Origin of the sequence: Gemella sanguinis ATCC 700632 (genome assembly GCF_000701685.1) — a bacterium.
In the GTDB taxonomy this organism is placed as follows: domain Bacteria; phylum Bacillota; class Bacilli; order Staphylococcales; family Gemellaceae; genus Gemella; species Gemella sanguinis.
Window position 1 is genome coordinate 48,016 of the sequence record NZ_JNJO01000005.1, and the last position, 21,996, is coordinate 70,011.

Consider the following 21,996-nt stretch of genomic DNA (forward strand, 5'->3'; position numbering starts at 1 on the left):
TAATAATATAGAAAATATTAAATTAATACGTTTTAAATATTATTGTAAACAGATTGTAATGGCTTAATAAATTAATTTCCCTTTACTAATCCGAACAATAATGGTATTATATACTTATAATATACGAATTGAGGAGTATGAAGTATAAAATGAAATTAAAACGAAGTGAAAGAATAGTAGTAATGACGGAATATTTATTAAATAATCCTAATAAACTAATTCCTTTAACTTACTTTGTGACGAAATTTAATCAAGCAAAATCGTCAATAAGTGAAGATATTCATATTATAAAAACAGGTTTTAAAGAAGAGAATATTGGAGAAGTAAAAACTCTTGCTGGAGTGAGTGGTGGTGTAATTTTCACACCTACATTAGTAGAAGAAGATGCAAGAAAAATACTTGACGAATTCATTGAAAAAATATCAGAGGGTGATCGACTTTTAGCTGGTGGATATATATTTATGTCGGATATAGTAGGGAATCCAAGTTTAATGAACAAACTTGGAAGAGTTATAGCTACTGTGTATAAAAATAAAGAAATTGATGCAGTAGTTACAGTGGCTACTAAAGGTATTCCGGTAGCATACGCAATAGCATCTATATTAAATAAACCAGTTATTACAATAAGACGAGATAATAAAGTTACGGAAGGAACTACTGTTGCGATAAACTATGTTTCTGGCTCGACAAAGAAAATTGAAACAATGATTTTATCTAAGAGAAGCTTAAACAATCATTCTAAAGTATTATTAGTAGATGATTTTATGCGTGGTGGTGGCGTACTTACAGGTATGGAAAGTTTGATGAATGAATTTGATGTGGAAGTTATAGGAAAAGTTATACTAACACAATGTTATGACTCACCTAGAGAGCATGAAAATGATTATTTATATTTATCAAAAATAGAAAATATTGATGAGTACAATGGTTCATTTGATGTCAAAATAGGTAATGTAATAGAAAAACTAAAAGAAGCAGAGAAAGAGGATTTAACTAATGAGTAATAAAAGATATGCAGTAATTTTGGCAGCTGGTAAAGGAACAAGAATGCAGTCTAAGTTGTATAAAGTATTACACAAAGTATGTGATAGAACGATGGTTGAACTTGTTCTAGATAGTTTAAATGATTTAGAGATGGAAGATGTAATTACAGTTGTTGGTCATGGAGCTGAAAAAGTAAAAGAAGTTTTAGGTGAAAGAACAAAATTTGTACTTCAAGAAGAACAATTAGGTACAGCTCATGCAGTTAAAATGGCAAAAGAAGAATTACAGGATAAAGAGGGTACTACTATTGTAATGTATGGAGATACTCCTCTAATTCGTCCTGAAACTATTAATAACATGTTAGACCATCATGAAAGAACAAACGCTAAAGCAACAGTTCTTACTGCGATAGCAGATGATCCTTTTGCGTATGGAAGAATTATTCGTGATGTTAATGGAAGACTTGTTAAAATTGTAGAAGAAAAAGATGCTACTGAAAAAGAAAAACAAATAAAAGAAATCAATTCAGGTATATATTGTTTTGACAATAAGCTTTTATTTGAAATGTTAGAGAAAGTGAAAAATGACAATAAACAAGGTGAGTATTATCTACCAGATGTATTGGCATTAGTTCGTGAGCAAAAAGAAATAATCGAAACTTATTTATGTGATGATTTTGATGAAACTTTTGGAGTTAATGATAGAGTAGCACTGGCATATGCAGAAAATGTAATGAGAAATAGAATTAACACTAAACATATGCTTGCTGGAGTAACGTTAGTTGATCCTAATAATACATATATTGCTCCAAATGCTGTTATTGGACGTGATACAACAATTTATCCAAATGTTACTATTAAATCAAACACAGTAATTGGTGAAGATTGTCAAATTAAACCTAATTCGTTCTTAGAAAATGTTGTAATAGGAAATGGAGTTAAAGTATTATCTTCAACAATTAGTGATTCTAAAGTAGGAGACCATACGACAGTAGGACCATATGCACATATTAGAAATAACTGTGAGCTTGGTGAAAATGTAAGAATTGGTAACTTTGTTGAACTGAAAAATACAACATATGGAAATGGTTCTAAGACAGCTCATTTAAGTTATTTAGGTGATGCTACTGTAGGTAATAATACAAACATTGGTTGTGGTACAATAACAGTTAACTATGATGGAAAAAATAAATTTAAAACAAAAGTAGGTAGTGATACTTTTGTTGGATGTAATTCTAACTTGATAGCACCACTTGAGATCGGTGATGGAGTTGTTGTTGCTGCAGGTACTACGGTAACTGAAAATGTTCCAGATGATGCATTAGTAATTGCTAGAATGAAACAAGAGAATAAAGTAGGATATGCTAAAAAATTACCTGCTGGAAGAAAATAACAATATATTTTGCTAAAGGAAATGAATAATTGTTATACAAAAAAATAATTTATTAATCTGTAGTAGTAAAAGAAAGAATTATTTTTAATTTATATATACAAGAAAATATAAAAAGGAAAAGAGTGAATTATAAGTGAAATAACTATAATTTCACTCTTTTTTAACTTGAAATAAAAAGATGAAAAGTATATAATTACTATAAAGAGAAAGTGTACTAGAAAAAATAATTGTATTATAATAATAAATGAGGAGGCAAAGCAGTGAAATCAAAACATCAAAAAATATTAGAATATATTAAAAGCTTACCGATTGGTAGTAAAATTTCAGTACGACAAGTAGCCAAAGAATTAAAAGTGAGCGAAGGAACAGCATATAGAGCTATTAAGGAATCGGAAAACCGCGGTTTTGTGTCTTCAATCGAACGTGTTGGAACTGTAAGAATCCAGAAGAAAGAACGAGATAATGTAGAAAAACTATCTTATTCTGAAATAGTAAATATTGTTAGTGGTCAGCTAGTTGCAGGTCGTGGTGGAGTTCATGAAATCGTTCAAGACTTTGCAATTGGGGCCATGGATTATGAACAAGTTGGTCAGCATATTAGACAGGGTACGTTATTAATAATCGGGAATCGTCCAAAAATAATAGAAATGTCGCTAGAAAAAGGATGTGCAATTCTAGTTACTGGTGGATATATGCCAAGTGATAGTATTAAAGCAATAGCTGATAAAAAGAATTTACCACTTATTGTAACACCACATGATACTTTTTCAGTGACACATTTAATAAACCGTGTTACAAATGACCAAATTATTAAGAGAGATATTATTGCAGTAGATAGTATCTATATTAAAGCAGAGAGACTATATACAATAAATCTAAACAGTACTGTTAAAGATTGGTATGATTTGCAGTTAGAAGTTGGTCATACTAGATATCCAGTTGTGAATGAATATGGAAAATTAGTCGGTATAGTTACAGCGCGTGATGTATTTTTACAAGAAAAAGATACATTAATAAAAGAGGTTATGGAAAGAAAAGTTGCTACAACTACTCTAGATACTCCAATATCTTCTGTAGCTAATACTATGTTATCAGAAGGGTATGAGCTAATGCCTGTAATAGATAATAAAAATACATTACTAGGAGTTGTTACTAGAAAAATAGTAATAAACTCATTATTAACGAACAATAGATATCAAGAAGGACATAATAATGATACGTTTGATGAAATAATGAGAAAAGGTATTGTACCTCGTGCTGATGGACTACAGGTAAAAGTAATTCCTCAGATGTTAGATCAATTTGGTACTTTTTCTAGTTCTGCTTTATTAAGTATTATTGATGAATCTATTCATATTACAAGTTACAATTACAATAGAAGTGAAGTGTTAATGCAGAATAGTACATTATACTTCTTAAAATCAGTACCTTTAGATAGAACAGTAACTACAAAAGTTACAATTTTAGATATCGGTAGAAAAACAGCAAAATTTGATGTTGAAGTATTTGATAAAACAGAATTAGTAGCAAAAGCTATGGTTACATGTCAAGTATTCCAAAGAAACTAATAGAAAGAAGAAATTAAATGACTACAATTTATGAGAACTTATACGAAGAAATCTTTCTTAAAATAAAAGAAAATGATAAGATTATTATTCATAGACATGAAAGACCAGATCCTGATGCATATGGATCACAGGGTGCTATGTATCAACTAATTAGAGAAAACTTTCCTGAGAAAGAATTAATAACAGTAGGAAAAGATTCACCTTCTCTTAACTTCTTATTTACAAATACAGAAGTTAGTGAAGAAGATTATAAAGATGCTTTAGTAATAGTAACAGACACAGCTAATTTTCCTAGAATTGATGGCAAGTTATTTACAAAAAACAATTTCTTAATTAAGATTGACCACCATCCACCATTAGATGACTATGGAAATATTAATTTAGTAGATACAGAAGTATCATCTTGTAGTGAATTAATTTATAATTTTTATACATATTTAAATAAGAAATATGGTATAAGATTAAATGATGAAGCGGCAAAATTATTGTACTTAGGTATCGTAGGTGATACAGGAAGATTTTTATTCCCAAACACATCTAATAATACACTTCAAGTTGCATCAGAACTTATAAAATATAATTTTAATATGAGTGAATTATTAGATAAGCTTGAAATAACAAGTGAAAATCTTATGCGTTTTAGAGCATTTATATTTGAAAAATATGATGTTTATCAAGATGGAGTAGCGTATTTAAAAATAACTAAAGAAGATATGGATAAATATGGAGTTGATCCAGGTGAAGTATCTACAGGTGTTAATTTACTTAGAAGTTTAGAAGGTCTATATGCATGGTGTTTTGCTATAGACGAGGGGAATAAAGTTAGAGTTAGAATACGATCAAAAGGTCCAGTTATTAACACTTTAGCAGAAAAATATGCTGGTGGAGGTCACCCATTAGCTAGTGGAGCAACTGTTAAAAATTGGGAAGAACTAGATGATCTTCTTGATGATATGGCTAGAGTTGTAGCAGAATATATTAGAGAGAATGAGTAATAAATTATTTAAATAACTGTATATTCAGAAATTTTAAGAATATATTCAAAAAAAAAACGTCTTGACAGTTAAAAAATATAATGCTATACTAAAAAAAGTTATAATAAAAACCAATACTCTTATAAGTACTAGGTGAAATAATCAAAGAGAGTGCAGTAGGCTGAGAATGCATATTATGTAATCTAGGAAAATGGTTTGAGTGGTTAATGAAGTAAACAATGATTGTAAACTTTATTCGGGTATCCACGTTATAGGATAAGCTATGTTAGTAGTATAAGTAAAAAAGTAAGGTGGTACCGCGTAAAACGCCCTTATTCTGTATAGCAGAGTAAGGGTGTTTTTTTAAATAATAAAAAAGAGAAAGGATATACTATGATTGAATTAAAAAATGTAAATAAGATTTATAATAACAAAGTTCATGCATTAAAAAATATTAATCTAAAAGTAGAAGAAGGGGATATTTACGGTATAATCGGATATTCTGGTGCTGGGAAAAGTACATTAGTAAGATTACTGAATGGATTAGAGATTGCTACAGATGGAGAAGTTATTATTGAAGGAGATGACTTTAATAAGATTACTGAATCAGAACGTCGTTTAAAACGTCAAAGAATAGGAATGATATTCCAACATTTTAATTTGTTATGGAGTAGAACTGTTGCAGAAAATATTGCATTTCCATTAGAAATTTTAGGTAAACCGAAAAATGAGATAAAAGAAAGAGTAGAGGAATTAGCTAAATTAGTTGGTTTAGAAGATAGACTAAATGCTTACCCTTCACAACTTTCTGGTGGACAAAAACAAAGAGTAGGGATTGCTCGCGCATTAGCAGGTAAACCTTCAATCTTACTTTGTGACGAAGCAACAAGTGCTTTAGACCCAGAAACAACAGCTGAAGTATTAAACTTGATTAAAGAAATTCATAGAAAAACAAATATAACAGTAGTACTTATAACTCATGAAATGAATGTAATTAAATCAATTTGTACTAAAGTAGCTGTTATCGATGGTGGTACAATAGCTGAAAATGGATTAGTATCTGAAGTATTCTATCACCCAACGCAAGAAGTAACTAAAAAATTCTTAAGTCAAACTTCATTTGCTTCTGAAATAGAAGAGCGCGAAAATATTGAAGAATGGAAAAAAGTATTTGCAGATGGTATTATTATTAAATTTACATTTGATAACAATACATCTAAGAAACCTATCTTAAGCATGCTATTAAAAGAAATTGAGTTTGATTTCACTATCATCAACGGTCATATTGATAAAACAGCGGATGCCAATATAGGAACATTATTTGTTCAATTACTAGGAACAGATGAAAATATTAAGAAAGTAATATCTAGATTGAATGAATTAGGTATTTTAACGGAGGTGTTATAATGTTTGATTTTTCTCGTGTTAGTTGGGTAAAAGTACAAAGTAAAACAATAGAAACATTAGTGATGACTTTTGAATCACTGGCAGCAGTAGTTATTATTGGGATATGTTTAGGTCTATTACTATACCTTAGCTCTAATAGTAATGGAGCATTTGGACGTATTTTTTATGCAGTTGTTTCAGCAATAGTTAATATTTTCAGAGCAATTCCATTTATTATTTTAATTGTTCTATTATTACCGTTCACAAAAACTTTAGTTGGTTCTATAAGTGGACCTCAAGCAGCAATGCCAGCATTAATTCTTTCTGCAGCTCCATTTTACGCTCGTCTTGTAGAAATTGGACTTCGTGAAGTGGATAAAGGTGTTATTGAAGCAGCTAGAGCTATGGGTGCTAAAAAAATTACAATTGTTACTAAAGTATTAATTCCAGAAAGTTTACCAGCAATCGTTTCTGGATTAACAGTAACGGCAATTGCACTTGTTGGATCAACAGCGATGGCGGGTGTTATTGGAGCAGGTGGATTAGGAAATCTTGCTTATTTAGATGGTTTCCAAAGAAACAATAATACATTAACATTTGTAGCTACAGTATTAATATTAGTAATAGTATTTGCTATTCAAATACTAGGAGACTTTGTAGTTAAGAGAATAGATAAGAGATAATAAATCAAAAAAATGAGATAGTTTGTGATTTGGTAATCAAACTATCTTTTTTTTATTTTTTTTATTTATTTTTACCAAAATACGTTAAAAATAGCTGAAAATATGATAAAATAGTTAAGATGTTAAAACAATAGTAAATTAGAAAAAGGAGGTTATTTATGGTTATTCAATGGTTTCCAGGTCATATGGCCAAGGCAACAAGAGAAGTTAAAGAAAAGTTGAAGCTAGTAGATATAGTTTTTGAGTTAGTAGATGCCCGTTGTCCTTTGTCTTCTCATAATATGTATTTAGATGAAGTAGTTAAAGATAAGAAAAAAATAATTATATTTAATAAAATAGATTTATGTGATAGAAAAGAAACTGCAAAGTGGAAAAATTATTTTGAAAACAAAGGCTATGTAGTAGTATATACTGACGCAAAAAATAGTAATAATCTTAATAAAGTCATAGATAAAGCAAAAGAAGAGTTAGCGGAGAAAATAGCAAGACAAGTAGCTAAAGGAATAAAACCTAGAGCGATTAGATCAATGGTAATAGGTGTACCGAATGTTGGAAAATCGACATTTATAAATAAACTTATAAAGAAAAATGTGGCTAATACGGCCAATAAACCAGGTGTAACAAAGAAACAACAGTGGTTAAAATTAAATAAAGACATAGAACTTTTAGATACTCCGGGAATACTTATGCCTAAATTTGATAATCAAGAAATTGGGAAAAAGCTCAGTTTAATTGGTTCTATTAAGGATGATATAACTCCTTTAGATGATGTATGTTTGTACTTAATTGAATTATTAAAAAATAATTATCTTGAAAACTTAAATAATCATTATAAATTAAATGTTAAAGCCGAAGATGAAAATCTAACAATTATGGAAAAAATAGCAGAAAAAAGATTTAAAAAAATAGGCGGAGATTATGATTATGATTCAACTATTAAGCTATTAATTCAAGATTTTAGAACACAAAAATTTGGATTAATAACATTAGATAATTATGATGAAATAGTTAATAATGAGGAAAATAATGAAGATTAATGAAATTAAAGAGTTGCTTCAGCAAGATGAAATATCTAAAGAAGTACTAGAAGAATTACGCAATGATGAACGAAGTGGTGTAAAAAAATTATTGTCTAGCTACGATAAAATGCAAGAAAAAAAACTTTTTTATAAAAAAGAGTACGAAAAAAAATCATTTTATGAAAATAAATGTTATAATAGAGGATGTAAATACATCTGTGGTATAGATGAGGTAGGACGTGGTCCGCTAGCAGGTCCCGTAGTGGCGGCAGCGGTAATTTTAAAGAAAGATAGTTATTTTGAAGGATTAAATGATTCTAAGAAACTATCAGAAAAAAAACGTGAAGAGCTATATGATAAAATTACAAATGAAGCAATTGCTTATGCTATTTGTGAAGTAAATAATGAAGAAATTGAAAAATATAACATATACAATGCTGCAAGAATAGCTATGCAACGAGCAGTTGAAAAGCTAGATGTAAAACCAGACTTTTTACTAATTGATGCAATGCCTTTTGAAAATTATCCTATCCCTAATTATAGTATGGTTAAAGGTGATGAAAAAAGTGTTTCGATTGCAGCTGCTTCAGTAATAGCAAAAGTATACCGAGATAATTTAATGAAAAAATATGCTAGTAAATATCCGTATTATGATTTTGAAAATAATGCCGGTTATGGAACAAAAAAACATTTAGAAGGTTTAAGAAAACATGGAATAACGCCTATACATAGACGAGATTTCGAGCCTATTAAATCTATGATAAAAAGAGGAGGCAATAATGGACAATAACAATAATATTAGTATTGCAAAGAATCTGCAATCTAGTAAGAGAAAAAATACTCAATCTAAGCAACGAAATAATAAAAAAATAGATAAGAATAAAAACACAAAAGTAGTTGCTAAGAAAAAAGCTAATGAGAGAGTAATTACTAAACAGTCTGAAATAAAGAATATAAAAAGTAATAAAAAAGATTCAAACTCAATAATAAATTCTAAAGAAAATAGAAGTAAAAAAAATATAGCAAAAATTCGTATTACACCATTAGGTGGTGTTGAAGAAGTCGCAAAAAACATGTATATGGTTGAAATAGCTGATGAAATATTTGTTTTAGATGCTGGTCTAATGTTCCCTGAGACGGAGATGATCGGTATTGACGCCGTAATTCCTGATATAAGTTACCTTGTGCGTAACAAACAAAAAGTAAAAGGTATTTTTCTATCAAATGGACATGTTAGTTCTATGGGGGCAATACCTTATATAATTGATAAATTAAAATGTCCTGTTTATGGTTCAAAACTAACTATTGACTTATTAAAAAATCATTTGAAACATTTAGGAATAAAACGTAGAATTAAGTTCTACTATGTAAAAGAAAATAACAAGTATGAATTTAATAATGCTAATGTTACATTTTTCAAAACTACATATTCAATGCCCGATTCGTTAGGAATATGTATTGAAACTAGTCAAGGGAATATTGTTTACACAGGTGAATTTAAATTCGATCAATCAGTAAGTAAAGAATACAAATCAGATATTGTTAAAATAAGTACGTTGGGACAAAAAGGTGTTTTAGCATTACTGAGTGATTCTAGTAATGCAAATGTTAAAGGGTATAATGTACCAGAAAATGAGGCTGCAGAACAGATAGATAATGCTTTTTATAAAGCTAATAAACGTATAATAGTAACTTGTTATGCATCTAACTTCCTTACTATTTCTCACATAGTGAAAGCTGCATTAACACAAAATAGAAAAATTCTATTATTAGGTGAGGCTATTCAAGATTCAATCAATACTGCTAGAGATATGAAATATTTAAATATAGAAGATGAGAATTTAATAAGTATTGAAAACTTGAAAGACTATCCTCAAAATGAAATTTGTATTTTATCATCTGGTGATCAAGGTGAGCCGATTGAGGCTATGAAAAATATGGCTGAGAAAAAAATCAAGGGTATTCAAATTGATGAAGGGGATACTATTATGATTGCAGCAACTCCGTCACCTAATATGGAGGTCATGTTATTCCAAACACTAAATCTATTGGTGAAATTAGGTGCTCATGTTGTTACTGCATCTAAGAGACTTCATGCTGCGAGTCATGCTACTCGTGAAGAGTTGAAGATGATGCTAAATATGCTTATGCCTAAACACTTTATTCCTGTTCAAGGTGAGTTTAGAAATCTAAGAAAACATGCAGAGATTGCTGAGGAGACAGGAGTTTCTAAAGAAAATATCCATATACTACAAAAAGGAACAACTTTAGAAATAAGTGGTAATAAAACAAAAACTATCCCTAATAATGTGCCTATAGGAAACGTACTTGTTGATGGGCGAGGAATTGGAGATGTAGAGGATAGTGTTCTAAAAGATAGAAAAGTACTGTCAAATGATGGAATATTTGTTACTTCATACGCTATAAGTAGAAAAGAAAAAACATTAGTAGGAAGACCATGTATACAAACAAAAGGTTTTGTATATGTTAAGAAAAGTGCAGAGCTTATAAAAGATGCAGAAGAAAAAGTTATTGATTATCTAGAAAATAATCCAATTAAAAATATAAGAGAGTGTGCTGCAGTAAAAGCAGAAATTAGAAATATGCTAGCAAGCTTATTATATGATAATACAAAGAGAAGACCTATTATTATTGTTAACTTTTCTTTAGTTTAAAGTAATTTAGTAACTAAAATAGTTTAACAGTTTATATTTATGAATAATCTTTAAAGTAGATTATATTTGTGGGAGTAATTCAATATAATTGATTTCTATTGAAATCATGATTTTGAATTGCTCCCAATCTTAATATAAAATAAGTGGAGGTGAAGTGATATGTCTAGGGTTATAGCTCATATAGATATGAATTGTTTTTATGCTAGTGTCGAAGAAAAATATAATCCAGAATTACGAGGAAAACCGTTAGCTATAGCTGGAACAGTAAAAACTAGGCATGGTATAATAGTCACTTCTAATTATGAAGCAAGAAAATTAGGTATAAAAACAACAATGCGAGTTGGAGATGCAAGAAAGATTTGTCCAACTATAAAATTTCTTCAACCAGATATGGAAAAATATCAAAGAGAGTCTAAGTTGATTTTTGATTTAATAAGAGAATATACTGCTAAGGTTGAGGTAGTTTCAGTAGATGAAGCATATATTGATCTTAGTGAATTTGAAGAGCCGATAAAAGTAATAGCAACTATACAAAGAAGAATCTATAAACAACTAGGGATGCCATCTAGTGTTGGAGTTTCATTTAATAAATTTTTCGCTAAAATGGGTTCTGATTTTAAAAAACCGTTAGGTTTTACTATTATTAATAAGAAGAATTATAAGACTATATTATGGAATATGGATATAGGTGAAATGCATGGTTGTGGAAAATCTGCAACAAAGAAATTAAAAAAAATGGGTATATCAACTATTGGAGATTTGGCAAATGCTAATGAAGTAGTATTACATAGTATATTAGGAATTCAAGGCTTACGATTAAAAAAATGTGCTAATGGTGAAGATAATAGAGAATTAAAATTTACTGTGGAACGAAAATCAATTGGTAATTCAAAAACTTTTTCAGAAGATTTGGTAGAAGAAATCGAGATAAAAAACCAACTAAAGAAATTAAGTGAAAAAGTTAGTAATAGGGCAAAATCAAGGAACTATGTAGGGAATAATATCTCAATAGTTATTAGGTCTTCGGATTTTAAGAATATTACACGTTCGAAAAAGATATCCGAATATATTGATACCACTGATGATATATATAACAATGCGTTAGAGCTGGTTCTAGAAAATTATGATTTTACTTATCCAATAAGATTATTGGGGGTATCACTTAATGATATTAAGAAAAAAGATAACTTAAAAGTACAACTGGATATTTTTGATAAAAAGAGTTATAAGAAAGAAGAAGAGTTTAGAAAATTATCAAAAAGATTGAAAATGGAATTTGGAGATAATATAATTACAGAATTTGATAGTCTTGATGATAAAAAAGGTAAGACAATTATTACTACAAGTTTTAGCAAAGATTTTTTAGAATAAGAGTTTAATTAAGTAAGGAGATAAAATGTTAGCAATCAATAAAAGATTAGAGTTAGTAGCAAGTTATGTGGAAAATAAAAGATTAGCAGATATAGGTAGTGATCATGCGTATTTACCTATTTTTTTAGCAAAAAAAGGAATAATAGATTTTGCTGTTGCAGGGGAGATAGTAGAAGGTCCACATAAGGTATCTATTAAAAATGTAAAAGAAGAAGGTTTATCTGATATTATAGAGTGTAGAAAAGCAGCTGGGTTAGATGCGATTACTTTAGAAGATAATATAGAGGTAATTACTATTTGTGGTATGGGTGGAAAATTAATTTCTGACATATTAGAAGATGGAAAAGATAAATTAATTAATAAACCCAATTTGATATTGCAACCAAATGTTGGTGAAAGCTTTGTTAGGGAAAAATTACAGCAATTAGGGTATAATATTGTAGCAGAAAATATTATAGAAGAAGATGGTCATATTTATGAAATTATAGTTGCTAAAGTTGGAGAAATGAAGCTTACAGAAGAAGAAAAAGTCTTTGGCAAATATTTACTAAAAGAAAAAAATGATTTTTTTATTAAAAAACAGAAACTAGAACTGAATAAAATAGAATATATTTTATCACAACTGCAAAAAGCAAAAGAAATTCAACAAGATAAAGTTGAAGAATTAGAGAAAAGATATAAAGAAATACAAAATATAATTTCTGTGTAAAAAAGAAAAGGAGGAGATTATGATACAAAGCTTACAAAACGAACAAGAAGCAAAAAAGCTATTATACTTGAGTGTGAAAATGGCTAAAAATATGCTTTCTTATGGTGCTGAAGTATATAGAGTAGAAGATACAATTAATAGAATATATAAATCTTTTGATAATATTAGAGCTGCTAATAGTCTGGTTACCTATAACTTTATAATAGTATCGTTTATTTATGATGATACTACATATACAACAATGAGAAGAGTAGTTTTAGGAGATAGAAATCTTGAGAAAATTTCTCTAATAAATGACTTATCTAGAAAAATGGTTATGGGTGGTTGCTCTTTAGATTATGCTTTTAAAAAATTAAAAGAAATAAAAAATAAAGATAGATATTCTAATCTTGCGGTAGTATCATCTATGACATTATCTGCACCATTTTTCGCTATAATGTTTGGTGGTACTTTTAAGGATAGTCTAATTGCATTTGCAGTAATGGCTATAGAAACATTGTTCTTATTAATTGCAGCAAAATTCAAAATTACTTACTTTTTAAGTAATTTTTTAGGTGCATTTATTGCAACAGTATTAGTAATGACATTGGCGAAATTAATTGTGATTCATAATCCATTTAGTATTATTATTGTTAGCTTAATGCCACTTGTTCCAGGGGTTCAAATAACAAACTCGGTTCGAGATTTTATGGCTGGAGATTATTTATCAGGTATTATAGGTGCCCAAGCTGCAGTATTTGTTTCAACCGCTATAGCTATTGGCGTAGTATTAGGGTTAAAGATTGTTTAAGGAGGAAAAATGGAATATAATATAATAATTCAATTTGTGGCAGGTTTTGTAGTTTCATTTGCCTTTGCTATATTTTTTAATGCTCCTAAAAAATCATTATTATCATGTGGTATAGTCGGTGCAGTAGGTTGGTTAGCGTATGTATTAACTAAATTAGTATCGGATGTTGTAGTAGGAAGTTTCGTAGGAGCGTTATGTGTTGGAATCTTATCTACTAGTGCTTCTAAACGATTACGTATGCCTGCAACAATATTTATTTATACTGGTATTATTCCCTTAGTTCCTGGGTATGGAATGTATAATACTATGCAAAATATAGTTACAAAAAACTATAATATTGCTTTAAAAGTTGGTTTAGAAACATTGCTTCAGGCGGGAGCTATAGCAATGGGAATTTTACTAGCATCAGTATTTTCAGATTCAATAAAAAGGGTAAAAATACAAAGAAGAAGATAAAAAATAATAGCTCTGAAAAACATATGAATAGAGCTATTATTTTTTTTATGATAGAATTAGCTTAAAGATATAATTAGGAGGGCAATTATGAAACCAATTTTATACTATGCAAAAGACTGTCCAGATACAAAACCATTCGTTGATAAATTAAATGAATTAGGGATTGTTTATGAAGAAGTAGAAGTATTTACGTCTTTAAAAGATTTAAAACAGTTTTTATTTGTAAGAGATACTTATAAAGTATTTGATAAGATTAAAGGGAATATGCAGATAGGAATTCCTTGTTTAGTAGTAAGTGAATCTGAATGTATTTTAGATATAGATAAATTAAATGAATTATAAAAAAGGATAATTTTAAAAATTATCCTTTTTTGATTTTTTATTAATCTTGATTTTGTTTTCTTCTTAACGCAGCACCTGCAAGTGTAAGTAAACCTAATCCTGCTAACGCAGAATTTGTACTAGTTTCACCAGTATTTGGTAAATGTTTAGCTTTAACTTTGTTAGGTTTTACAGGTTTGTTTGGTTTGTTTGGTTTGTTTGGTTTGTTTGGTTTATTTGGTGGAGTTACTGGAGGTGTTTGTGGTGTTGTTTTTTCAACTTCAATAACATTCTCATGCCATTTTATTTCTGGTTTTGTTGGCTCCACTGGTTTATTTGGAACTTCTACAACTTTAGGAGTTGGAGGAGTAGGTTTAGTTGGTTCTGTTGGTGCAACTGGAGGAGTAGGTTTAGTTGGTTCTACTGGTTCTTTTCCAGGTTTTTGTGGAAGACCAACTTGTGAGTTTATTGCAAACCAATAAACTGTAGGTTGTCCAGAAGCATTTGCTCCGTTAGCAGTAAATACTAAATGACCATCAGTCATTTTTAATCCGGCACCACCATAGTATAAGTATTTAGAATTTGGATTATCCCATCCTTCTAATGTAGAAGAAGACTCACCATTGAAAACAGAACCATGTTCAATATATTGGTTATCTTTAAGTGAAGTTACTTCTTTAGTGTTAGCATCATAAGTTACACTTGAATTTGGAATTGGAATAAATTTATTATTACCAACATTAACAAATTCTTGGTGTTCAATGTTTTCGAATTTTTTCTTAGGAGTAAATGTAATTTCTCCTGTGATTGAATTAATAGAATATGTACCAATTACATCATCTTTATCTTCGAATTTATATTCTTCAGTTCCGATAGAGTGTCCGTTACCTCCTCCAGAAGCGTTCACTGAAGTAGCTGATGTTACTGATTCTTCGCTAACAGCAAATTCACTACCATTCCATGTTGCTTTTTGAGTAACTACTTTTAGAGGGTTATCTGCAGAGATATTAACAGTTACTCCTGATCCAAAGTTTGCAGTTCCTGATTTTGTAACTACAGCATTATTTTCAATACTCATTGAAGAACCGTCTGCATAAGGATTCCACGTACCACGTACAATATTTCCATTTGTATCTTTAGCTTCAACTGTTAATTCTCTTGGTTTATCACCGCTGTCTACATAAGAAGCACCAGTCCAGTGGTTAAGTGAGTTTAAAGCAACAATAGCATTATATTTTTGAAGGTCAAATTTATTCCCGGCATTATCATAAAACTCAACATCAACTGCTACTTTAACAGGTTTATCTTTATCTGTAGAAGCACCGACAGTTAGTGTTACAGTTGGATCGTTATTAACTGCAGCGATTCCTTTTCCATCATTAGAAGGCAGGCTAAGTATTTCATAGCGGTAAATAACTCTTGTTATATCATTTTTAGATTTATCTTTTTCATTCATATGAGATTGGTTTAATCCATCATAAGTTACAACGAATTTATCACCTTCTTTAATTTGAACGTATTCAACTTCATTATTAGCCCATGGACTTGTAGAAACTATATCGTCACTAGTTAATTTATTAGAGTCGTATTGAGCTACGTTACTTGTGTTTAATCTAGCTTGAGCTTCACGAGTTAAATATGTGCTTATTCCATCAATTTTATGTGTTGCATTATTTTCGCGTTGGAATGTTAAATCTTGAACAGTTTCAACTTCTTTAATATCTCTATAATTACTGTCGTTTACATATTTATCATATGCTTCTTTAGCATCTTGGAATTGTTTAAGTAATATTTTGTATTCTGCTAAATTCTTTTCGTAAGTTGAAAGATCATTGTTGTATTTTGCAAGAGCAGAATCATATGCAGCTTTATCTGTTACATATTTATTGTATGCAGTATTATAAGCTTGTAATTCTTTATTGTATTTAGCTTTATTTTCTTTATTAACAGCATTAGCTGCTTCTTTTTCAGCTACTTTTTTATCGTAACTTTGTTTAGCTTCATTATATTTTTCTTTTTCAGTTGTATAATCTTTAACAGATGCTTGAATTTCTTCAGCTTGTTTTAAATTATCTTTTACAGCAGATTCAATATTTTCTTTTACTTCAGTTTTTTCTTTAGTAACTGTTAAATCTTCTTTTTTAGCAGAGTCAACAGCTTTTTCTAAAGATGGTGTTACAACTTTATAAGTGTTTTTTTCTACATTTGCTTTTTTTTCAGTAGATACTAATTCTGTTGTAGAGTTAGTTTCTTTTTGTAGATTTTTATCAGTATTAGTAGTAGAAGAAGCTACTGCTTCTGTTGATGATACATCAGCAGCTTCAACGGCACTAGTACCTAGGAAAAAGAAACCTACGGCAATAACTGCTGAAACTACTCCTTTTCCTCCTATCTTTCTAAGTGAATAATGAAATTTTTTCTCATTTTGATTATGAATATTTTTCATAATATCCTCCATAGTATAATTATTTTTTTCTGCATCAGTGTTAATAATATTTGATTTTTATAATAATACACATGAGCAACTTATTATACCACGACATCTTATGAAAAACAAGAAATCAGTTTCATTTTTTTATATATTTTACAACTTAAACATTAAATTAGATATAGGGTAACGTATACCATTTTTTTGAAAACATACAATAATAGAAAATAAACTAGTAAATTGAATTCTAATTAATTATTATCTACATAAATTTCCTTTAGAAATATCTATAAAAAAATTAATCTAATTCAGTGAATGGGATAGTAATTTAAGAAATTTGTATTATAATGTATTTTGCTATAAAATATTATTAATTAAAACGTTATAAGGAATTTAAGAATGAATAAGAATAATTTTAAGATACTAATTACAGTTGTAATATTAACTTTTTTATTTTTATCACAAGGTTATAATAATATTTTAAAGCCATTTGATTTAAAAATAATAAGTTATATTCAAAGTTTAGAAAATGAATACTTAACAGTATTTTATAAAATGATAACTATTATCGCTGATACATATCAAAGTGCTATAATTACAATATTATTAGTTACATTTTTATATTTTAAAAAACACTATAGAGAAGCGCTGTTTTTAGCGATAACAATGACTACATGCGGCCTTGCCATGCCATTGCTTAAAAATATCTTTAGAAGGGAACGTCCTAATTTTTACAGGTTAATAGAAATAAGTGGATATAGCTTTCCAAGTGGACACACTACATCGGCAACAACTATGTATTTAACACTTGCAATTATTCTATTAAGTATCATGAAGAAGTTAAATAAATATTTTGTTTTTAGCATTGCAGTATTAGGAATTGTCATTATTGGCAGTTCTAGAATTTATTTAGGTGTCCACTATCCAACAGATGTTATGGCTGGAATTTGCTTAGGTATTAGTATAGTGAGTACAGTATATTGTTTATATTATAGTAATCCGAGTGAGGAGGATTAATTAATGAAAAAGGTTTTATTACTAACAGGTTCCTTTGGAAATGGGCATATTCAGGTATCAAATAGCTTAAAGGATGAATTTAAGAAAAATTATAATAGTGAAGTGTCAATAGTAGAATCTGATTTGTTTTTAGAAGCACATCCTAATTTAACACCGATATTAAAAGAATTGTACCTATATAGTTTTTCTTATTTTAGAGATATTTATGGATATTTATATTACGCTGGAAAAAGGCATAAGAATATGTCTTCTTATAGATACTTTAGTTATCATTATTTAAGGAAGCTTGTGGAGAAAGAATCTCCGGATATTATTGTTTCAGTATTTCCTACACCAGCATTGTCTTTATTAGAGAGTACTGATATTCCAATTGTAAATGTTGTTACAGATTATTATTTTCATAAAAGTTGGTTAACTAAAAATGCTTATAGATATTTTGTTTCAAATGAGGATTCCAAAATGGCATTTGTCGAAGCAGGTGTTGATTTAGATAAAGTAAAAGTTCTAGGAATACCGATAAATACTAAGTTTGATGAAAAAGTAGATAAGAAGAGCTGGTATGAAGAAAATAATTTATCTTTAGATAAAAAGACAATATTATTATCTGCAGGTGCATTCGGGGTATCAAATAATTTTCAAGATATAATTAATAATATTCTCGATATTGGAGATTTACAAGTTATTATAATCTGTGGGAAAAATAATCAATTAAAAATGAAACTAGAGAAAAATTTTGAAGGAAATAAAAATATCAAAATTATTGGTTACACAGATGATATGAGAGAATGGATGCAAACATCTGATGTATTAATTACAAAGGCAGGTGGAGTTACGATTTCTGAGGCGTTAGCTAGTACAGTCCCTTTAATTCTTTTAAATCCAGTGCCTGGCCAGGAAAGAGAAAATGCAAAATATTTCGAAAGGAACGGATTAGCAAAAATAGCATATACAGAAAGTGAAATCATTGAACATTTAACATATTTTTTATATGAGGAGAATTTAAAACTAGTTAGAAATAAAATGAAATTATTTTACCTTCCGCATAGCACACAAAATATATGCAAGGCTATTCTAAGTATATTAAATAAAAGAAAAAATTAAGTAACGTGTTATGATGTGAATGATTATCAATTAATAGGATATCACTTGTAAAAAAGATAGAAAATTGGTAAGATTACTATAGAATAATTTGGTATATACAAAATCACTGGAAATAGAGTGAAATTGTAGATATTTAATAGAATATTGAGTTAAATTAATTTTTTTTATCTGTAATTTACATAGTATTTAAATATAATAGGTCGACTGACAGAATAGTTAGTGAGGGCCTTTTATTTTATTTATATATAATACAACGCATATTAAAAATACGAGATACTCTAATTTATTCTATAATAAAAGTACTTTGTATAGAGTTGTTGAATCAGGAATTATTTATACAAGTATAAAAAAGGGAAGAGAAGTTTTTAATTATTCTAATAAATCTATAAGTAAAAGGTGTAAATCATTTGATTTTAGTGATTTACACTCTTTTTTATTAAAACTATGATATAATTTATAGTAGAATTTTATGAGGAGGGATAGCAAGATGAAAAAAAAGTCTATGCTAATGTTATTAGGTAGTACCATAGCACTGAGCGTTTTATATTTGCAAAATCCTATTTTTGGAAGAATACCAAGGAAAGAACGTAAAAAAAAGATTTTAGAATCAAAGAATTATTATAATGGACAATTTAATAATATTGAAAATACACCTTCAATACCTGAAGATACAGGTATTCTTGATATACTAGGTACTCTTTTTTCAGTGCACGAGGACAATAGACCTAAATCAGAAATTCCTCATATAAAGACAGATTTAAAGAAATTATCGGAAAGTAATGATAATTATTACATTTGGTTTGGGCATTCTTCATATCTTATCCAAATTTCAGGTGTGAAATATTTAATAGATCCTGTCTTTAGCGGATCAGTTTCACCGGCACCAGGGTCAGGTAAGGCGTTTAAAGGTGCTGATTATTATGATGTTGAAATGTTACCTGAAAAAATAGATTATTTAATTATTTCTCATGACCACTATGATCATTTAGATTATGATACTGTGAAAAAATTGAAAGATATGGTTGGAAAGGTTATTGTTCCACTTGGAGTAGGTGAACACTTTGAATATTGGGGATATTCGCCTGAGAAAATTATTGAATTATCTTGGGATGAGGAAAATCATCTTGAAGAGAATGTAAAAATAATTTCTGTACCATCTAGACATGCTTCGGGAAGACTATTTCCCTTAAACAATACCTTATGGACATCATATATTTTATATGTAGATGGTAAGAAAATCTTTCTTGGTGGGGATAGTTCATACGGGAAGCATTTTAAGAAAATTAGAGAAAAATATGGTGAAGTAGATATCGCTATTTTAGAAAATGGACAATACAATAAGAATTGGAAGTACAGTCATCTTTTTCCTGAAGAAACCTTAAAGGTTACAGTGGAGCTTGGTGCAAAGTACTTAATACCAGTTCATAATTCAAAATTTACTTTAGCACCGCATGCATGGTATGAACCATTAAGAGAGCTAGTAAAAATAAATGATAAAAAATATAAAATACCAGTTATAACACCGATTATTGGAGAAGTTATCGATTTAAATAATTTAAATAAGATAAAAACAAAACACTGGTTTGAGTAATCGAAAAATACTAGGGGATATAATTTATGGAAAAAATTAGTTTAGAAGAGTTTAAAACAAGGTTATATAATAAAGAAACAGATTTTTCAAATATTATTATAGAGGATATGGATTTAGAAAATTTTGATCTAAGTAATAGAGATTTTTCTTATTCAAACTTTATATGTGTAAACTTAAAGGGTGTGGATTTTTCATTTTCTAATCTTGAGAATAGTTTATTAGATGATTGTAATTTAGAAAATTCACTATTAATAAATTCTAATTTACAGCATGCGTCAATGAGAAGAACAAATTTAAAAAATGCGAATATTGAGGAAGCTAATCTTTATGCTGCGGTATTAGAAGCGGCAAACTTAGATAATATAAAGTATAATGACAAGACTAAGTTTTTTAGTCTATACTGTCCGGAAAAAGGAGCATTTATAGCTTATAAAAAAGGGTTAAATAATAGGATAATAAAGCTGTTAATCCCTGGAGATGCGAAGAGAGTATCTGCAACTAGAAACTGTTGCAGATGTGATAAAGCAAAAGTAGTAGAAATTAGTGATTTTGAGAAAGAGAAATATTATGACGAAGCATGGTCAACAGTTGCAGAAGGTTTTTGTTATAAACTTGGAAGTTGGGTTTATGCTGAAAATTTTAACGAAGATCGTTGGTATGATTCAACTGGTGGTATTCATTTTTGGATGACAAGAGAAGAGGCAAAAAAATATTAATAAGGAGATAATGGTGAGAGTAGTTTTAATATGCAGATATGATGGAAGTAAGTATCATGGTTTTCAAATACAGCCGAATAATAATACTATCCAAGAAGAGATAGAGAAAAGTTTAAGAAAAATTCATAAAAAAGATGTTAGAATTTATATGAGTGGAAGAACTGATAGTGGAGTGCATGCCTATGGACAAGTCTTACACTTTGATACGGATTTAAATATTCCTACAGATGGTTGGGTTAAAGCGATAAATGCTATGATACCAAAGGACATAAGAATTGTATCAGCTAAAGTAGTTAATGATGAATTCCATGTTAGGTATAATAGTATCAAAAAAACATATATTTATAAATTGTACGTAGGTAGAGAGATAGATCCGTTTTTAATTAATTATGTTGGCCAGCATAAATTTAACTTTAACTTTGATAAAGCTAAAGAAACTCTACAATATTTTATAGGAGAACATGATTTTTCATCATTTTGTTCAAAAAATACTAGTGTAGAAGATAAAGTTAGAGTAATTTATAGTTTCAAAGTGGACCGTGATAATCAGAATGATAATATAATTAAATTTGAGATTACAGGCAATGGATTTTTATATAATATGGTAAGAATTATAATAGGTACTATCCAAGATGTTGCGGCAGGGAAATATGAGCCGGAATATATACAAGAAATACTTGATAAGAAAGAAAGAAGTTTTGCAGGACCTAAAGCAGATGCATCAGGATTATATTTGAAAGAAGTATTGTATGATAACGATGAAGTTAATGAGTTTATTAAAACCACGCTAGAGCTATATTAATATAATTTTATAT

At 28.9% G+C, this 21,996-nt stretch carries 20 protein-coding genes; 19 read left to right on the forward strand and 1 reads right to left on the reverse strand.

Translation table 11 applies throughout. The features are described 5' to 3' along the window. Positions 1-149: 149 nt before the first annotated feature. The 14 genes from purR (at position 150) to T369_RS0104240 (ending at position 14,349) form a co-directional block, all read left to right on the forward strand. Positions 150-1,004, forward strand: coding sequence for a pur operon repressor (gene purR / locus T369_RS0104175; RefSeq protein WP_031552128.1), 855 nt, complete (start codon positions 150-152; stop codon positions 1,002-1,004). Further along, positions 997-2,376 carry a bifunctional UDP-N-acetylglucosamine diphosphorylase/glucosamine-1-phosphate N-acetyltransferase GlmU gene (gene glmU / locus T369_RS0104180; protein ID WP_031552131.1) on the forward strand — a complete coding sequence of 460 codons (1,380 nt, stop codon included), beginning with the start codon at positions 997-999 and terminating at the stop codon, positions 2,374-2,376. Before purR ends, glmU begins: the two co-directional genes overlap by 8 nt. Before the next feature lie 260 nt (positions 2,377-2,636). Next, entirely contained in the window at positions 2,637-3,944 is a 1,308-nt protein-coding gene (locus T369_RS0104185; protein WP_006363487.1) for a DRTGG domain-containing protein, read from the forward strand. 17 nt (positions 3,945-3,961) lie between these two features. After that, on the forward strand, positions 3,962-4,939 hold the full coding sequence (locus T369_RS0104190; RefSeq protein ID WP_031552143.1) for a DHH family phosphoesterase: 978 nt from the start codon (positions 3,962-3,964) through the stop codon (positions 4,937-4,939). A gap of 372 nt (positions 4,940-5,311) precedes the next feature. Continuing rightward, entirely contained in the window at positions 5,312-6,325 is a 1,014-nt protein-coding gene (locus T369_RS0104195; RefSeq protein WP_031552146.1) for a methionine ABC transporter ATP-binding protein, read from the forward strand. Beyond that, positions 6,325-6,987: a methionine ABC transporter permease gene (locus T369_RS0104200; RefSeq protein ID WP_006363484.1), complete on the forward strand. Its 663-nt coding sequence runs from the start codon at positions 6,325-6,327 to the stop codon at positions 6,985-6,987. Before T369_RS0104195 ends, T369_RS0104200 begins: the two co-directional genes overlap by 1 nt. Before the next feature lie 158 nt (positions 6,988-7,145). Continuing rightward, positions 7,146-8,024 carry a ribosome biogenesis GTPase YlqF gene (gene ylqF / locus T369_RS0104205; RefSeq protein WP_031552149.1) on the forward strand — a complete coding sequence of 293 codons (879 nt, stop codon included), beginning with the start codon at positions 7,146-7,148 and terminating at the stop codon, positions 8,022-8,024. Then, on the forward strand, positions 8,014-8,796 hold the full coding sequence (locus tag T369_RS0104210) for a ribonuclease HII (RefSeq protein WP_031552152.1): 783 nt from the start codon (positions 8,014-8,016) through the stop codon (positions 8,794-8,796). The genes ylqF and T369_RS0104210 overlap by 11 nt, the downstream gene beginning before the upstream one ends. Next, positions 8,786-10,681: a ribonuclease J gene (locus T369_RS0104215; protein WP_081821898.1), complete on the forward strand. Its 1,896-nt coding sequence runs from the start codon at positions 8,786-8,788 to the stop codon at positions 10,679-10,681. The genes T369_RS0104210 and T369_RS0104215 overlap by 11 nt, the downstream gene beginning before the upstream one ends. A gap of 159 nt (positions 10,682-10,840) precedes the next feature. Beyond that, entirely contained in the window at positions 10,841-12,052 is a 1,212-nt protein-coding gene (locus T369_RS0104220; RefSeq protein ID WP_031552159.1) for a DNA polymerase IV, read from the forward strand. Positions 12,053-12,077: 25 nt separating this feature from the next. Beyond that, entirely contained in the window at positions 12,078-12,761 is a 684-nt protein-coding gene (locus tag T369_RS0104225) for a tRNA (adenine(22)-N(1))-methyltransferase (RefSeq protein WP_031552161.1), read from the forward strand. Between the two features lie 19 nt (positions 12,762-12,780). Beyond that, positions 12,781-13,551 (forward strand): threonine/serine exporter family protein, encoded by a 771-nt coding sequence (locus T369_RS0104230; protein WP_031552163.1) that lies wholly within the window; start codon positions 12,781-12,783, stop codon positions 13,549-13,551. A gap of 9 nt (positions 13,552-13,560) precedes the next feature. Then, a complete protein-coding gene (locus tag T369_RS0104235; protein WP_031552165.1) occupies positions 13,561-14,007 on the forward strand; it encodes a threonine/serine exporter family protein in 447 nt (148 codons plus the stop codon). A gap of 87 nt (positions 14,008-14,094) precedes the next feature. Beyond that, entirely contained in the window at positions 14,095-14,349 is a 255-nt protein-coding gene (locus T369_RS0104240) for a hypothetical protein (RefSeq protein ID WP_035496376.1), read from the forward strand. Between the two features lie 40 nt (positions 14,350-14,389). Here the strand turns inward: T369_RS0104240 and T369_RS0104245 are convergent, their stop codons facing one another. Further along, a complete protein-coding gene (locus T369_RS0104245; RefSeq protein WP_035496378.1) occupies positions 14,390-16,774 on the reverse strand; it encodes a GbpC/Spa domain-containing protein in 2,385 nt (794 codons plus the stop codon). A 381-nt stretch (positions 16,775-17,155) separates the two neighbouring features. On the opposite strand from T369_RS0104245, the gene T369_RS0104250 reads away from it, so the two are divergent. From T369_RS0104250 to truA, 5 genes are all read left to right on the forward strand, one after another. Then, on the forward strand, positions 17,156-17,773 hold the full coding sequence (locus T369_RS0104250) for a phosphatase PAP2 family protein (RefSeq protein ID WP_031552174.1): 618 nt from the start codon (positions 17,156-17,158) through the stop codon (positions 17,771-17,773). 3 nt (positions 17,774-17,776) lie between these two features. Next, entirely contained in the window at positions 17,777-18,874 is a 1,098-nt protein-coding gene (locus tag T369_RS0104255) for an MGDG synthase family glycosyltransferase (protein WP_031552176.1), read from the forward strand. A gap of 487 nt (positions 18,875-19,361) precedes the next feature. Then, complete coding sequence (locus T369_RS0104260; RefSeq protein ID WP_035496380.1) at positions 19,362-20,465, forward strand: MBL fold metallo-hydrolase; 1,104 nt, start codon at positions 19,362-19,364, stop codon at positions 20,463-20,465. Positions 20,466-20,491: 26 nt separating this feature from the next. Beyond that, positions 20,492-21,181: a pentapeptide repeat-containing protein gene (locus T369_RS0104265; protein ID WP_031552182.1), complete on the forward strand. Its 690-nt coding sequence runs from the start codon at positions 20,492-20,494 to the stop codon at positions 21,179-21,181. 10 nt (positions 21,182-21,191) lie between these two features. Beyond that, positions 21,192-21,983 (forward strand): tRNA pseudouridine(38-40) synthase TruA, encoded by a 792-nt coding sequence (truA, locus tag T369_RS0104270; protein WP_065419622.1) that lies wholly within the window; start codon positions 21,192-21,194, stop codon positions 21,981-21,983. The last annotated feature ends 13 nt before the right edge of the window (positions 21,984-21,996 follow it).

Coding starts and splice junctions, on each gene's coding strand:
- T369_RS0104265 (WP_031552182.1), top strand. CDS start 20,492: ATGGAAAAAATTAGTTTAGAAGAGTTTAAAACAAGGTTATATAATAAA.
- T369_RS0104245 (WP_035496378.1), bottom strand. CDS start 16,774: ATGAAAAATATTCATAATCAAAATGAGAAAAAATTTCATTATTCACTT.
- T369_RS0104255 (WP_031552176.1), top strand. CDS start 17,777: ATGAAAAAGGTTTTATTACTAACAGGTTCCTTTGGAAATGGGCATATT.
- T369_RS0104220 (WP_031552159.1), top strand. CDS start 10,841: ATGTCTAGGGTTATAGCTCATATAGATATGAATTGTTTTTATGCTAGT.
- T369_RS0104215 (WP_081821898.1), top strand. CDS start 8,786: ATGGACAATAACAATAATATTAGTATTGCAAAGAATCTGCAATCTAGT.
- T369_RS0104260 (WP_035496380.1), top strand. CDS start 19,362: ATGAAAAAAAAGTCTATGCTAATGTTATTAGGTAGTACCATAGCACTG.
- glmU (WP_031552131.1), top strand. CDS start 997: ATGAGTAATAAAAGATATGCAGTAATTTTGGCAGCTGGTAAAGGAACA.
- T369_RS0104225 (WP_031552161.1), top strand. CDS start 12,078: ATGTTAGCAATCAATAAAAGATTAGAGTTAGTAGCAAGTTATGTGGAA.
- T369_RS0104235 (WP_031552165.1), top strand. CDS start 13,561: ATGGAATATAATATAATAATTCAATTTGTGGCAGGTTTTGTAGTTTCA.
- T369_RS0104210 (WP_031552152.1), top strand. CDS start 8,014: ATGAAGATTAATGAAATTAAAGAGTTGCTTCAGCAAGATGAAATATCT.
- ylqF (WP_031552149.1), top strand. CDS start 7,146: ATGGTTATTCAATGGTTTCCAGGTCATATGGCCAAGGCAACAAGAGAA.
- truA (WP_065419622.1), top strand. CDS start 21,192: ATGGTGAGAGTAGTTTTAATATGCAGATATGATGGAAGTAAGTATCAT.
- T369_RS0104190 (WP_031552143.1), top strand. CDS start 3,962: ATGACTACAATTTATGAGAACTTATACGAAGAAATCTTTCTTAAAATA.
- T369_RS0104230 (WP_031552163.1), top strand. CDS start 12,781: ATGATACAAAGCTTACAAAACGAACAAGAAGCAAAAAAGCTATTATAC.
- T369_RS0104200 (WP_006363484.1), top strand. CDS start 6,325: ATGTTTGATTTTTCTCGTGTTAGTTGGGTAAAAGTACAAAGTAAAACA.
- T369_RS0104250 (WP_031552174.1), top strand. CDS start 17,156: ATGAATAAGAATAATTTTAAGATACTAATTACAGTTGTAATATTAACT.
- T369_RS0104195 (WP_031552146.1), top strand. CDS start 5,312: ATGATTGAATTAAAAAATGTAAATAAGATTTATAATAACAAAGTTCAT.
- purR (WP_031552128.1), top strand. CDS start 150: ATGAAATTAAAACGAAGTGAAAGAATAGTAGTAATGACGGAATATTTA.
- T369_RS0104240 (WP_035496376.1), top strand. CDS start 14,095: ATGAAACCAATTTTATACTATGCAAAAGACTGTCCAGATACAAAACCA.